The 14,599-nt window shown below is 37.3% G+C and carries 14 protein-coding genes and 1 tRNA gene; 7 read left to right on the forward strand and 8 right to left on the reverse strand.

Annotation, left to right across the window (positions count from 1 at the left end):
* Positions 1 to 54: 54 nt before the first annotated feature.
* Positions 55 to 142, reverse strand: a tRNA-Ser gene (locus tag HMPREF9455_RS14975).
* A gap of 112 nt (positions 143 to 254) precedes the next feature.
* Here HMPREF9455_RS14975 and HMPREF9455_RS14980 point away from each other — a divergent pair.
* Positions 255 to 1,370: a site-specific integrase gene (locus HMPREF9455_RS14980; RefSeq protein ID WP_006800568.1), complete on the forward strand. Its 1,116-nt coding sequence runs from the start codon at positions 255 to 257 to the stop codon at positions 1,368 to 1,370.
* A gap of 704 nt (positions 1,371 to 2,074) precedes the next feature.
* On the opposite strand, the gene HMPREF9455_RS14990 is transcribed toward HMPREF9455_RS14980, so the two are convergent.
* The 3 genes from HMPREF9455_RS14990 to HMPREF9455_RS15000 all read right to left on the reverse strand — a co-directional run bounded on the left by HMPREF9455_RS14990 (position 2,075) and on the right by HMPREF9455_RS15000 (position 5,544).
* Positions 2,075 to 3,268: an MFS transporter gene (locus HMPREF9455_RS14990; protein WP_148401909.1), complete on the reverse strand. Its 1,194-nt coding sequence runs from the start codon at positions 3,266 to 3,268 to the stop codon at positions 2,075 to 2,077.
* A 67-nt stretch (positions 3,269 to 3,335) separates the two neighbouring features.
* Complete coding sequence (locus tag HMPREF9455_RS14995) at positions 3,336 to 4,301, reverse strand: helix-turn-helix domain-containing protein (protein ID WP_221408053.1); 966 nt, start codon at positions 4,299 to 4,301, stop codon at positions 3,336 to 3,338.
* A 469-nt stretch (positions 4,302 to 4,770) separates the two neighbouring features.
* Positions 4,771 to 5,544: an SDR family NAD(P)-dependent oxidoreductase gene (locus HMPREF9455_RS15000; RefSeq protein ID WP_006800572.1), complete on the reverse strand. Its 774-nt coding sequence runs from the start codon at positions 5,542 to 5,544 to the stop codon at positions 4,771 to 4,773.
* A gap of 126 nt (positions 5,545 to 5,670) precedes the next feature.
* On the opposite strand from HMPREF9455_RS15000, the gene HMPREF9455_RS15005 reads away from it, so the two are divergent.
* The 4 genes from HMPREF9455_RS15005 to HMPREF9455_RS15020 all read left to right on the forward strand — a co-directional run bounded on the left by HMPREF9455_RS15005 (position 5,671) and on the right by HMPREF9455_RS15020 (position 9,481).
* A complete protein-coding gene (locus tag HMPREF9455_RS15005) occupies positions 5,671 to 5,994 on the forward strand; it encodes a MerR family transcriptional regulator (protein ID WP_006800573.1) in 324 nt (107 codons plus the stop codon).
* 182 nt (positions 5,995 to 6,176) lie between these two features.
* Entirely contained in the window at positions 6,177 to 6,746 is a 570-nt protein-coding gene (locus tag HMPREF9455_RS15010; protein WP_006800574.1) for a Crp/Fnr family transcriptional regulator, read from the forward strand.
* Between the two features lie 78 nt (positions 6,747 to 6,824).
* Positions 6,825 to 7,562 (forward strand): SDR family oxidoreductase, encoded by a 738-nt coding sequence (locus HMPREF9455_RS15015; protein ID WP_006800575.1) that lies wholly within the window; start codon positions 6,825 to 6,827, stop codon positions 7,560 to 7,562.
* Positions 7,563 to 8,119: 557 nt separating this feature from the next.
* Entirely contained in the window at positions 8,120 to 9,481 is a 1,362-nt protein-coding gene (locus HMPREF9455_RS15020; protein ID WP_006800576.1) for a site-specific integrase, read from the forward strand.
* Between the two features lie 312 nt (positions 9,482 to 9,793).
* On the opposite strand, the gene HMPREF9455_RS15025 is transcribed toward HMPREF9455_RS15020, so the two are convergent.
* The 4 genes from HMPREF9455_RS15025 to HMPREF9455_RS15040 form a co-directional block, all read right to left on the reverse strand.
* Positions 9,794 to 10,093: a helix-turn-helix domain-containing protein gene (locus HMPREF9455_RS15025; RefSeq protein WP_006800577.1), complete on the reverse strand. Its 300-nt coding sequence runs from the start codon at positions 10,091 to 10,093 to the stop codon at positions 9,794 to 9,796.
* A gap of 3 nt (positions 10,094 to 10,096) precedes the next feature.
* Positions 10,097 to 10,264 carry a helix-turn-helix domain-containing protein gene (locus tag HMPREF9455_RS21125; protein WP_083820975.1) on the reverse strand — a complete coding sequence of 56 codons (168 nt, stop codon included), beginning with the start codon at positions 10,262 to 10,264 and terminating at the stop codon, positions 10,097 to 10,099.
* Between the two features lie 151 nt (positions 10,265 to 10,415).
* A complete protein-coding gene (locus HMPREF9455_RS15030; protein WP_006800580.1) occupies positions 10,416 to 10,718 on the reverse strand; it encodes a DUF3408 domain-containing protein in 303 nt (100 codons plus the stop codon).
* 501 nt (positions 10,719 to 11,219) lie between these two features.
* A complete protein-coding gene (locus tag HMPREF9455_RS15040; protein WP_006800582.1) occupies positions 11,220 to 12,167 on the reverse strand; it encodes a hypothetical protein in 948 nt (315 codons plus the stop codon).
* A 643-nt stretch (positions 12,168 to 12,810) separates the two neighbouring features.
* Here HMPREF9455_RS15040 and HMPREF9455_RS15045 point away from each other — a divergent pair.
* Positions 12,811 to 13,149 carry a plasmid mobilization protein gene (locus HMPREF9455_RS15045; protein WP_044216445.1) on the forward strand — a complete coding sequence of 113 codons (339 nt, stop codon included), beginning with the start codon at positions 12,811 to 12,813 and terminating at the stop codon, positions 13,147 to 13,149.
* Positions 13,139 to 14,452 (forward strand): relaxase/mobilization nuclease domain-containing protein, encoded by a 1,314-nt coding sequence (locus tag HMPREF9455_RS20790; RefSeq protein ID WP_006800584.1) that lies wholly within the window; start codon positions 13,139 to 13,141, stop codon positions 14,450 to 14,452. Before HMPREF9455_RS15045 ends, HMPREF9455_RS20790 begins: the two co-directional genes overlap by 11 nt.
* The last annotated feature ends 147 nt before the right edge of the window (positions 14,453 to 14,599 follow it).

Here is a 14,599-nt window from a genome sequence, read left to right on the forward strand (position 1 = left end):
AAAAAGGACCAAAATAGGGTAATACCCCGTTTTACTCCTTTTATTTTTCCTATGCGGAGAGGAAGAGATTCGAACTCTCGATACCCTTTAGGGGTATACACGCTTTCCAGGCGTGCCTCTTCAACCACTCGAGCACCTCTCCTTTTGATTGTGGGACAAAGATACAAGATATTTTTGAATATGCAAGAGGCAGGATAAAACAGGTTAGGTAACATAAAAGAGAACACTTGGTGTTACCTAAAATGTTACCCAAAATGAGAACCTCAATCAATGTAATGTTGTACACCTACAAAGTATTATCAAATGGAGAAAGTCCTCTTGTAATAAGGCTTACACAGAACAAAAAGAGAAAATATGTAAGATTAAATATAACTCTTAGTCCAGAATATTGGGATAGTAAAAGGGATAAATTAAAATCTAGTTGCCCCAATAAAGAATATGTGGAAAACATTATCACAGAAAAGCTATCCAAATATCAAAAACAAGTCTTAGAATATCAATCTATAGGAAAAGAATACTCATTGAATCAACTTATAGAAGCAGTCGAAGGTAAACCTCAAAAAAACATTACAGTTTGTGATTACCTAAATTCAGTCATAGAGAACCTAACAAAAGAAAATAGAATAGGCAATGCAACCCATTATCAAGCATTGTATAATTCTTTAGAAAGATTTACAAAAATTAATCAACTACAATTTGTAGATATAGATGTACCCTTCCTGAATAAATATGAAACTCATTTGAGAAGCATAGGAAATAAAAACAATAGTATCAGCATAAAAATGAGGACTCTTAAAGCAGTCTATAATAAGGCTGTGAAGGATAACATTGTAAAGAAAGACTATTATCCATTTAATGAATATAATGTATCTAAACTGAAAGATTCTACGCCAAAGAGGTCTATTCTTAAAGAAGATATTCAGAAAATTATATCTCTGGATGTACAGATAATCAGCAAAAGACCTCAATCTTTATTACAGTTCAGTAAAGACTTGTTCCTATTCAGTTATTTAGGATGTGGTATAAATATGGTGGATATGGCACATTTAAAAAGGAGTAATATAGTTTCAACCAGAATAGTCTATAAAAGGCACAAGACTGGAAAGCAAATAAGTTTCTTATTACAACCTTATGCTTTAGAAATTATACAGAGATATGAGAATGGTAATAATGACTATATATTTCCTATTCTGGATGATTCTATACATACTACAGCAGAACAGCAGTTCAGAAGGATAAAGAAAGTAACTTATGTAGCTAATAAGAATCTAAAGAAGATTGGGGAAAGTATTAATCTTTCTATACCTCTGACTACATATTGTGCAAGACAGAATCTATTTTATTACAGTCTGGAATACAGTCTATTATAAGATGTTCTCATCTCATAGGTAACGATTTAGAAACGAGCGAACTTCTGTTTTTCTCTCCTTTTTGCTTATAATAAAAGAGCTACTTATTTTTTTAACGAAAATACAAAAAAATATTTATATCGAGGTAATCGCTATTGTTTATTTTATGAGTTTATCAACTATTATATTAAGATTATACTTTGTATTTCTTAAATTGTAAGTTCATAATAATAGACTATTGTAGGATCAATTTATACCCAATATCTCTTATGTTCAACATTTTAATCCGAATATCCATTGATATCCGTTTCCTTAGCTAATATATAAATACATGTAAACTATTCCTGTTATAGTAGCTATCATCATTCCACAAATTATATAATATATCTTTAATTCCAACAGCCTGATTTTGATTAATACACAAGTGTTTGAGTATTTCATTTTCCAAATAGGACAATTCTTGACTTTGTTTTTCATGAATCAGAGTTTGCGTTGTAATATTTGCATCCAATATTTCAAATGATTGATGTTCGTTCAAAGTGCCCATCCAAATACGTTTCCGCCTAAGTTGATGCGGCTTACTTTTAAATATGTGTTTTTTATTTTTATACGGTTCTTTATAAAATTTATCCATTATGCTGTAGTCATATTTATATGCTGGAATAAATAAATAGAATGCGTATATCTTAGGCATCATCAAAGGTTTTTGAACGAAGAAAGTTATATCACTTTTCTTTCCCGAAAACAAATATCGAACAAACCGCCGCCACCAACATACCAACCCCAAATAGCAGGAATGCCCTGTCCAGACCGATATTGACAATCAGGCTCAATACCAGGCTTCCGAGGCCATAGCCTGAGTAAAGGAAAAAAGCGAGAAGCCCTGTAGCAGCGCCTTTTTTGGAACTGAATGTGGAGGCAATAGCAGCAAACAAAGGATGGGACAAGTCAAACCCAAAAGACAGCAATGCTACCAAAATACAGGAAGCGGCAAGACTGAAATTTTGGCTTAACAGCAGCACGGTGATTGCGCCCAGGGATAGGCCTATAGGTATGATCTTGTTTCGTCCGTAGCGGTCGGCGAGCCTACCTAACAATGGCCCAAACAATAGCCCCGGAATACCATAACCTAATAAGGCAAGTCCGATATGAAGTTGGTTCAACCCGTAGTTACTGTAGAAGAAATAACCGAGCCAAGCGAAAATGCCACTATGGAACATACTGTTGAGCATTACATAAAAATAGGTACGCCTCGCCCGTCCGGTCGACAGGATACTACGGAAAGACACAAAAATATTATCCCCGGTTTTTGCCACAGCCTCCCTTTCTCCGAAGATTTTCTTCTGCTGCATCCATATCAGGGCAAAAATCACCAACCCGATAATGGCAACTCCTACAAATAGCCACTGCCAGCCTATCACAGAAGTAACTAATGACCCGGTGCTGGCTCCCAACGCCGTACCACCTGCCACGTTGCCGAAAAAAATACCAAGGGCGTGACCCCGCTTTTCGTAAGGATACGTATCACCGATCCAACTAATGGTTGTAGGGGCAATACCGGCAGCACCGATGCCTGTCAATAATCTTAGTAAAATCATCTGGTTAATACCGTTAACAAAAGCTGTCAACAGCGTCAACAGGGAAAACATAACGAGGCAAAAAGCAACAATCCGAAACCGCCCGATGCGGTCGCTAAGTGGTGCGTATACCAATGTGAACAACCCATACCCGAGCAGGTAGGCAGGTTCGATAAAACTGACGTGCCGGACAGTAGTACCGAATTGCTCGGAAAGCGTTGGCAGCAAGGGTGCTACCATGAATGCCTGGAACATCATAATGAAAGTCGCCAGTGATACGATATAGACTGGCCACATAGATAGTTGTACGGCCATTCCGCCGTCCTTATTTAATTTGTTCATAATGTCACAAATTTCGGGAAGGTGAAAAGAATACGGCTTATACCTATTCAGGTATTGATTGGACTTTTTATCGATTTTGGGTATCGAGCGGCCTTCGCATGAGTTGAAGCGCATCATTGCGGTAAGCTGTGGGGGTCATACTAGTCATTTTTTTAAAGAATCGGTTGAAATAAGCTGTTTCATTGAATTGCAACAGGTCAGCTATTTCATACACCTGTAGATCAGTATGTGTCAACAAGCTTTTTGCCTCCAGCAATACCTGTTCATGGATGTGGTACAAAGCAGTGTGCCCGGTATATTTCTTGACAAGAAAGTTAAAATGACTGGGCGTAAGGTGCAATTCATTTGCAATATTTTTTACAGTTGGCTTTCGTTCTTTTCTTTTGTTTGGGGCATCGATTGAATAAGTATCCAACACTTTCCTGAATCTGATCATAAGGGATGCCTGTTTTAACTGAAAATTGGTTTTAGCGTTTTTATCTTGATCATACAGGCGTCTGATTTTAATCAGCAACACCTTTAATAAAGATTGTATCATTTCAAAACTATCTGTATGACCCGATTTCATTTCGCTAAGCAATGTTTCGGCCGTATCCGCTATGGTATCCATACCATCCTGAGACAGTCGCAAAACTGGGTTTGCGCCATTAATAAAGAATGGAAAATCTTTTTCAAAATTTGGTTTCAGCGGATCTATTCCCGCAAATTCAGGTGTAAAACAAACGAGATAGCCATGTAAAGTTTCCACACGTTGCCAACTTTCGATTTTTCCTGGAAAGGTAAAGTAAATACAATTTGAACCCGTACTGACGGTTTCGCTAGGCAATAGAAGCCGAACGCCTGCTGTTTTGCAAATGACAAGTCGGAAAAAATTCCCACGAAAGAGTGGCATGAACAACTCCTTTCCCTTGGGCTGGTCTTCCAGCCTCATAGTCGTAAAAAAATCATTCTCTGCCTTTCCGATGCGGAAGGTATCGTAGAAGTCGCTGATTTTATCAAACCAAGGAATATAGACTTTCGATTTTGTCATCATATTAATAATAAGATACCGTAAATTTAAGCAATAATGTTTCTAAACATTAAATACGTTTTACCTTATTGATGTAGGATATAAATTTTTGCTACCTATCGTGTTAGGATAGTTGAATTATATTTATTAGCCCCGTTGCACCAAATGTTGCAAATTCGGATCGTTCTTAATCCGCTCCATTTTGCTTAACGTTGTTTTGCAAAAGAGCGGGTTAAGTGCATAATTCAACATTAGTAATTCTATTTCCGCTCCTTCGCAAAGCCGTTTTCCGTTGTACTTTTTTTGCCGCAAAAGCTGTTTGCATTGGCTTTTTTATTAACAAAAGCATTAGCGGTAACCCTATTTGAAAACTCGTCAAAGATTGAAAAAGTTTTCAAAACCGAAACTAAAAGCCAGACTGTTTACTAAACAAAGCGGAGTGGCTATCAAAACCACAAACCGCAATGTAACTCTAAAAACTTTATTCATAAGACTAATTCGTCGTCAACCCTCCATCAACAGCAAGTATAGTTCCGGTTATCCAATCTGCCTGATCAGATGCTAAAAATACTGAGGCTTTACCAATGCTTTCCGGACTTCCAATTTTTCCTAAAGGATAGATGTTTTTTACCATTTCGTGAAATGCCGCTTGGTTGTCATCGGTCATATTCGCCAGGTTTCTTTTGAACTGGGGAGTAATGATGCTACCCGGTGCAATTGCGTTTACCCTCACGCCTAAATGCCCGATTTCAAAAGCTAAAGATTTTGTAAAGGAATTTATAGCTCCTTTGGTGATGGAATACGCCGTAGAATCACGTCCCGACAACATTCTGTGAGCGAAATACGATGAAATATTGATAATATTCCCTTTATTTTCAATGAGGGAAGGCAACAGTTGCTGCGTTAAAAGATAAGGTGTTTTTACATTGAGGTTGAGGTGTAAATCAAACAATGCAACATCCGTTTCAGAAAAAGGACAAAACTTTCCGATCCCGGCATTATTAACCAAAACATCAATAAAGGGAAAAATGCTTAAAACTTTTCTGGACAAATCTGCAATTCTATCCGTATCTGATAAGTCTTCAGAAATAACATGGATTTGAGTTTCATACTTCGAAAGCTCAGCCTTAACCTGTTCGAGCTTTTCTAATTCACGTCCAACTAAGATAAGATTGGCCCCGTTTTCAGCAAAAGACTTTGCTATTCCCAATCCAATTCCATCACTTCCTCCGGTGATGACAGCGTTCTTGTTTACTAATAATTTCATTTTGAAAATGTTTATTTTCTTCTTTTTATGAATATAAAATATATTTATTGTAGATAAACTACAAGTTGTAAAGTAAATATATTAATTATATATTTGCAACATAAAATGTAGATAAAGTACAAAAAAATGGACGATACAAATAAAGATAAGGAACTACTGTTTGATTTTGAATTCTTGAATAAACTCGTTGTAGGCATAGGTGAAGTAGCACAGATAACAGGTATTCCCGTACGTCAAATACGCTACTGGGAAGAGAAAGGAATTATAGTAAGTCTGACCGAAGAAGAAGGTAAGAACAGACGGTACGACTACAAGAATATCAAAAAAATCTTACTTATAAAAGAACTCTTGGACGAAGGCTATACTTTAGATGCCTCTGCCAAAAAAGTTAAAACCCGTCATGAAATGATTGAGAATACTTTGAATAAATTAAAAAAGGACAACGGCTAATTTGATATTCCAATGTGCAGATGAAATTCTGAACTGCAAAGCAGAAAAATGCTTTTCAATTCTGCGAAAAGTTGTTAACTATCATAATCCCTTAATGTTCGGGCGAGAATTTAAATGATGGTCATTGAACTTTTTATCAGAACGACAAATATCTCAGAAACAACTATTTTATCTTTGTTAAGATGAACCAATTTATTAAATTTTTATTGCAATTTGGAAATCTAAGTACACAACAAACTGACCTGATTCTAAGTAAAGCAATAGATTTAGAACTTCACAAAGGAGAGTGTTTTTGGGAAGTGGGGAAAAAATCGAAATATGTTGGTTTTCTAACCAACGGAATTCTTCGTGTTTATTATTACAATGATAAGGGAGAAGAAACTACAAATTACTTTGTTGAAGAAAAGCATTGGCTTTCGGACTGGGATAATCCTGATAAAAGTGTCGTTCCGATTGCAAATTTACAGGCAATTACCGATTGTTCATTTATTGCTTTTTCCAAAAAAGATTGGAATGAATTATCGAAATCTATTGCTGGTCTAAATGACATCATTCAAAAAGTAATCATAAAACACAAATCGAAAAAACTCGAAAGAAGAAGCCCGTTAATTTCAGAAGATGCAACTGAACGGTATTTGTCTTTTCTGGAACAATATCCGAACATTGTCAATCGAATTCCTTTGTCTTATGTTGCGTCATATTTGGGTATGAAACAACAATCATTAAGCAGAGTGAGAAAAACTATTCGCTAATCACTTTTTCACAAATGTGAAAAGATTTCATTTTTTGTTGATGCAACTTTGCAACGTTAAAATTCAAATCAATAAAAAATGAAGACAGCATTAATTACAGGAGCCAATAAAGGCATTGGCTTTGAGACAGCCAAACTGCTTTTGCAAAACGGATTATTTGTTTATATCGGAAGTCGTGACCTTGAAAAAGGGAATAAAGCCGTAGAAGAATTAAATAACAAAGGTTTTCAAAATGTAAAAGCAATTGTATTGGATGTTACCAATTCAGAAACAATTTCGAGTGCGAAAAGCATCATTGAAAAAGAACAAGGTAAATTAGACATACTGATAAACAACGCAGGAATTTTAGGAAATTTTCCGCAATCGGCAACAGAAGTAGCGATCGAAACTTTCAGGGAAGTATATGAAACAAATGTTTATGGCGTAATAAGGGTTACCCACACTTTTCTTGATTTGCTGAAAAAATCTGATGAACCACGCATTGTAAACGTTAGTTCAAGTTTAGGCTCTTTGACATTGCATAGCGATCCCGCATACCAATTTTATGATGTAAAGGCCGTCGCGTACAACTCTTCAAAAACGGCATTGAATATGTTCACAATCCATTTAGCTTACGAACTACGAGAAACAGCATTCAAAGTAAATGCAGTTTGTCCCGGCTACACCAATACTGATTTTGGTAATCACATCGGAACAGGCAAAGTTGAAGATGCAGGAAAAAGAATAGTGAAATACGCTTTGATTGATAACAACAAACCCACAGGAAAATTTTTCAGCGAAGAAATCAATCCTGATACAGAAGAAATCTCTTGGTAACATACGCCATTGACAGCCAGTTTTCACCAAATAGAATATTCCATTACTGATTTCTTTTAAGTCATGTTTTCATTTACGGTTTTCAAATAATAAAGTTTTTTCTATATATTGGCATTGGTGTCGATGGTGAACGTTGGATCTTTATTAACCGTACCAAAACCGACACCAGGTCCAATATACCGATACTGCCGATTGCTTCGGCAATTTTGGAAAGATACGCCGACCACCCGCAGGTCGTCAATCGGGAGAAACTATTGCCAATATTGAGTAATCAAAAGATGAATGGATATTTGAAGGAAACAGCAGTCATTTAGAAAAGGGAGAGCAAATGACGGTAATTAAAACTTAATCAGCGGATTAAGCAAAACGGTTCTTTTGACCAAAAGAGAATAAATGCACAAAAAAGCAAAGTTGGCGGTGAGTTCAGTTACCAAATCGTTACCTGAGTAACTTTGTTGAATTGGAGTTTATTCGTCACTTATTCAATAGTTTGCGTAATTTTGCATAGCACTGGATAACTCTAAGTAAACTAAATTTGTAATTAAAAAATTAGAGTTATGGCAAGAAGTACATTTAAGGTTTTGTTCTATCTTAAAAAGAACAATTTAAAAGATGGTAAAGCCCCTGTGATGGGAAGAATCACTGTAAACAGTACCATCTCACAGTTTAGCTGTAAGCTAAACATCAAGCCCGAGCTTTGGGATACCAAAGCAAACCGAGCATCAGGCAAAAGTCTTGAAGCACAGAAAATCAATCAGAAGCTAGACAACATCAAAACCCAAATCGGCAAGCAATACCAAAGTATCTGTGACAAGGATAATTTTGTTTCTGCTGAAAAAGTTAAAAACGCATATTTGGGTTTCGGTGATGAGTTCCGAACATTCTTTTCCATTGCTGATGAGTTCTACGAAAGCTATGCTAAACGTGTAGGCAAAGATCGCACCGAAGGCTCTTACGAACAGCTGATTATCAATCGCAGGAGAGTAGAGATGTTTCTTCGGGACAGATATAATCTTTCCGATATTCCAATCAAGGAAATAGAGCCTCAATTTATTGAGGACTATTATGCCTATTTGTTGGAAGAACGCAAGCTGGCAGGCAGTACTTTGCTTACTGCTGTAACCAAGCTGAAACAAATCATGTTGATTGCTCAACGCAAGGGCTATATCCATGTCAATCCTTTTGCCAGCTTTCGATTCAAAGCCCAGACTCGGGATAGAGGTTATTTGACCGAAGATGAACTTCGAAGGTTTATGACTGTGGAACTCAGAAGATACAAGCAACGTCAGATTCGAGATATTTTCGTCTTTCAGTCATTTACGGGTTTGGCTTACGCAGATGTCAAGAAATTGACCTTTGATGATATTCAAACCTCTTTCGATGGCGAATTGTGGCTGATAGCTAAACGCAAGAAAACTAACGCTACGTTCTATGTCAAATTATTGCCAATAGCCAAACAACTCATTGAACAATATCGCCTTGTAGCTAAAAATAATTTTGTATTTCCTGTACCAAGCCACAGCGATAATATGAATCGTTGCCTTCAACGTATAGCCAAATTATGCGGTGTAAATAAGCGAGTTACGTCACATATGGGGCGCCATACAATGGCTACAACAGTGTGCCTCTCGCAAGGTGTACCCATCGAAACAGTCTCTCAGATGCTTGGGCACAGCTGCATAACTACGACTCAAATTTATGCCAAAATCACCAACGACAAGATAAGTAAAGATATGGCGGTATTGACAGATAAAATCGGGGATAAGTATAAATTGGAAACAGATCGACCTCAATCCGATTTCAGAAACATCAAACGAATCACTAAAAAGCAAAAAGAAATGTTGCCCCGAAAAAAGAGAGAAAATAACCCCGTTAATCCATCAACTTATATCATCCCCAAATGGGCTAAGGTGGAATAGAATAAGAACAATGATGGTCAGCTCAGCCCTTTTGTTGCAGGAGAAGGTCACTTCTTACAAGGCAAACAAGTCAAGCCCGAAGCCCTACGGGTCGAAAACGAAAATCTCCATCCTCTGGGATAGTATTTTCGCCCCGAGGCTTGCTTGTTTCCTTGCTCGAAGTGTATAGAAATATCCTGCAACGAAAATGACTGACCCGACGATGACGCATATCTTCAAACTAAAACAAGCATCCCTGATTAACATCAAGAATGCTTGTTTTCATTTTATGCGTAAGTGGCAACTCAACTCCCTCTCCTTAGAATCTGCATATCAAAAGGGCAATTCTGGCGATTGGTAGTTATTATGCAATACCTCTTGAAGTTCTTTCTCGGGATAAAGTATTTTCCCACCAATCGTTGTATAACAGATCATTCGCTTATCTCGCAGAGTTTGAAGCGTTCGAGGTGAGATATGGAGATACTCCATTACTTCCTCTCCACTCAGATACCGTTCGTCTGCCAATGTTGGGCGATGCTTGTCTCTAACATCCTGCACATCTTCAATGGATTGCTCTATCTGCTCCAAAAGTTCCTTGAACTCTTCAGACTCGTAATTGATAAATTTATCCATAAGTTACTTTTTGGCTGGTTTAATTTCTGTTTGGAGTAGGCAATGAGTATCCTCTTCCTTGTAATAGACCTTACCACCTAACATTGCAAATGGTATCTTACCATTATTCCGCCAAGTCTGCAAAGTACGTTTCGAGATTCCCAAAGCACGGCAGACATCTGCCGAATCCATTCATCCGTCTCTGGGATTGGAACAATAGACGGCTCTTAATGCAGCCATATCAGAGGTTAATCTACTAATCTGTCGTTTTAACAGTTCCCATGTATGTAAATCGATACAAACAATCTCCATAATGATTCTATTTAGTTGTTATTTTTTCGTTTTACTCTTTATCATTATTAAATGTACTTGCCAAAGAACGTTTTAACCCTTCATTAGCAGCACGAGTTATCAACTCTTTGTTTTGCAACAAGTGATCCGCAAGAATATTCGATAACAGCATAGTCGGAGTGATCTCGGGTACAATATGTTGCAGCGAGGCAACAAGCATCTGGAGTTTCTCTTTCATCCGAACATCTATATAGACCGGAGTATAATCCTTGATCTTTCGTGTTGTCAAAAATCGGTTGGTATATTCTTCCTCGTCTTTTTTACGAGAGGGTTTTGCCTTGGTGGAATTTGGCATTCATGTGCTATTGCCAAACATATCGGATATATTTGGTTTCTCATCTACTGTTTTATCTTTTTCAATATCTTCACTCATAAGTTATTTGTTTTAAATGTTATAACTATTCCTGATAATACTTATATCTGTATTAGGCTTGTTTGTTTAGAATAATCAAATAACTCAAACATCTCTGATACGATTGGTCTTGCCCATGATTCTACATTTTCCGAAAGAATAAGCAGTATACAACTTTGTATATCGCTGTTTCCGAACTCAGGTGCAAGTATAGCACATTCCGGGGCTCTGCGCTGTGAGCATAACAGCATTACCTAACAGGTTATGTTTGTATGGCATTGATTATAAGAATGATTCAATTAGAGTCTATACTCAGAAAGGAGTAATTTGGGAATAGTGGTCAATCGACTGTTTTATGTTAATGTTCTCTATATAAGCAGATAGTGTAAGTTTGGGGAGAAGCGTAAATATTTATAGGAAATATAGCCTGATAATGTTTTTTAACTATTCGAGGTTAGATTTGTTTAGCTCATCTATCAGGGTATCTATATTTTCAAGCCCAAATATCTGTTCCCGTTTGTTACGGTTACGGCAGTTGAGTAGTTGTTGCATACCGATATAGTGTTTATTATCACCATACCGCTCTTTGTTACCCTCTGTACGAAAAGATATAAAGTCTTTATTGCCATCGCCAACCGATACCCATTTATCTTTGATGTATTTGTGCTCACTTAGTTGGTCAAGGAGATAGACCAATGTCTTTTGGTTGGTTACCTGTAGCGGTTCGGGGAGTTTCCCCGAAAGAAGTTTCTTCAGTTCAGATATTTTTATTTTTGAGCGAAACAATTTGAGAGCTTCTATGCAATCGGCTAATAATAGATATTGTTTTTTGCTAAGTTTGGGTTGGTAAGAACGCTTGGTAGATTTAGGCTTAACAATTGCTTTGGTCTCTTTGGCAATAGTAGTTTCCTGTATAGGTGTCTTTTCTTGAATAGCCTCTACTTTAGGCTTTGGAAGAAGCTTCTCATATTTGATGCACAAGCATTCCAAACTTACGAGGTCTACCAATTCTTGGAAATAGGGCAAATCAATTTTACTTAACTCTGTAGTATAGTTGCTTGGAGTTATCGTAGCTATTGGTTTGACAAACGTGCGATACCGATGATAAACATCTTTGCTTGTCTCATCATAAAAGTCACTATACCAGAGATAATCCTCTCTGCCATTACGAAGATATTTGGGTAAGCTCGCCAAAGGAGGATTGTTGCGGATGATATCCAGCACTTTGCTTTTATAATGGAGTATCTCTGCCTCTGTGAGTTGTGGCTGTGAGACCAAGCCAAGTGCTGTTTCATAGTTGATTGCCACAAAGTCATTGAGACTCTGCTGTACAACCCGAAATACTTCGGGAACATTGCTATCATAATCTATGTCTTGCTCTCCATTATACATGTACTAAAGATAGTAATATTACCAATAGGAGCAACAAGAGTGACTCTTTTTTGTCAGGCAACATGGCAAATAAAAGCATCCCCAAGCAAAGCTATACACATCATATTGTCAGTGATATAACTATCAAATATACGTTTTATATTTGCCAAAGTATCCATGTCGGATACATCTAATTTATACAACGATATGAGAAATTTAATCCACTTTCTACCATTTATTTGCTCCGGCTACCCTTGAAGAGCAATAGGCAATACATTGACAGTATTGCAACATCGGAAGTATCCGATAATACACTCCCTTCGGAGTGAAAATGTTGCCACCGATTCAAAAAACAAAGAGACCATCGCCTCTTTATTTTTTTCTCGTTGTCAAAGGAGCAAGGTAATCTTTCGGGTAACCCAAAAAGCTCTCCGAGACTTTTTGAATTACTACCGAAAAAACCTTGCTCTGCGAGGCAGTGACCACGCGAAACATAAATCCGGCGTTCCTTGAATTTATCCTCCGCTTGAAAATACGCTCACGTTGGTCGCCTATTTTAAGGTCACTTTACAGCCCTTTCGTTTCTCTCCCGATGGTCGCAAAACTGTCGGACTGTCCTGTACTTTGAGGTACAGGGAAGTTCATAACCTCAAATATAATGGTTATGGAGAATAGGAAGAAAAAGGGAAGACCGTCTAAAGGAGAAAACAAATTGACAGTCTCAATCAATCTGAAATTGACCCAAAAAGAATATAATTCCGTGAAAGGAAAATCAGATATATTGGGAATAAAACCGACACAATATGCTCGGGAGATGACTATTAATGGAGGTATCAAATCTCGCTTTACGTTGGAGGAACTCGACCTGATGCGGAAGCTGGCTGGTATGGCAAATAACCTGAACCAAGTAGCTAAGCGAGTGAACAGAAATGAGTTTCTGCAAGTAGGTTTAGACTTGGTTATACTGGCAGGTAAGATTAAAGAATTAGTAGATGATCGCTAAAAATATTAAAGGGAAATCGTTCAAGGGCTGTGTCAATTATGTGATAAATGACACAGCGGAATTACTCGAAGTCGAAGGTGTATTTGCGGATAGTACCAAAAGTATGATCCGCAGTTTTGCTATGCAACGCTCCGGCAGAAAGGAGATAAAACAGCCTGTCGGGCATATTCCGATATCCTTTGCTCCCGAAGATAGAGCAAGAATGACCAACGGTTTTATGCTCCAATTAGCCAAAGGATATATGCAAGAAATGGGAATCAAGAATACGCAATATATTATAGTCCGGCATCACAATACCGATAATGAGCACCTGCATATTGTATATAATCGAATCGATAATAACCTGAAGTTGATCTCTGTTAATCAGGATTATAAACGGAATATCAAGGTCTGTAAGAAACTAAAGGATAAGTATAATCTGACTTACGGTAAGGGAAGAGAAAATGTAAAACGAGAGAAATTAGATAATCCCGATAGGGTAAAGTATTATATTTACGATGCGATAAAATCAGTTTTACCGACTTGTAAGAATCCGGCTGCTCTACGATTTGCCCTTCAAGATTTGGGTATTGAGCTTATCTATAAACATAAAAGGACAACTGAAAATCAGGGGATTGGAATGGGCATAAATGAGATCGAGGGTGTATCGTTCAAATACGATAATGTCTGTTTCAAAGGCTCGGAGATTGATCGAAAATTTAGCTTTGGAAATCTGCGAAAGGAATTTGATAAGAATGTTTTGGAGGCAAGAAAACGAGGTCGGGAAGAACTTCTGCAACAACAAGCAGAGCAAAAAGCGAAACAGGAAGCAGAACTGAAAGCCCAAAAAGAGGCTGAATATAAAGCAAGAAAAGAAGCCGAAGCCACTCCGAAAAACACAAAGATTGGAGGGGTCGAGCTAACTACTGAACAGTGGAAAATATTGAAAGAGGGTGGATTTATCTATCTCGAAAACATGAAAAGTTCGAACGGACAAGTAGTATCGGCTTATGTTTTTACGGATGATAAACAGGAAAAAGTCTTTGTCTCCAAAGAACAGCCCGACAGTTTCGTTAAATATGGAAAGTACGAAATGCGTGTTCAGGATAAGATTTTGGTGGAAAATGGCTATATGACAAAGGCTAAAGTTAAGTGGTATGGCATCGGAACTTTTGCATATCCGTATTTGTGGAAAGAGAATAAAGATGACGTTGAATATAAGGAGTCATTTGGTGATCCGAGAGTGCCGAAGGAGAAAAAAGAAGAAGCGAAAAGACAGATTGTGATTCCGAAAGTGAAGAAAAATAGGGGCCCGAAATGGTAAGAAAGTCCTCTTGCAATTTTATTTGATATTTTTAATATCCTATACTCTCGTAGTTAGAATAGCATATTTTAAGAGAATAGAATCAACTGTATTCTAATGATAAAGCCTACAATGGCTAATAAAGCTATCAGCCTACTAAAGAAGAAA

The sequence above is a fragment of the Dysgonomonas gadei ATCC BAA-286 genome, assembly GCF_000213555.1.
GTDB lineage: Bacteria > Bacteroidota > Bacteroidia > Bacteroidales > Dysgonomonadaceae > Dysgonomonas > Dysgonomonas gadei.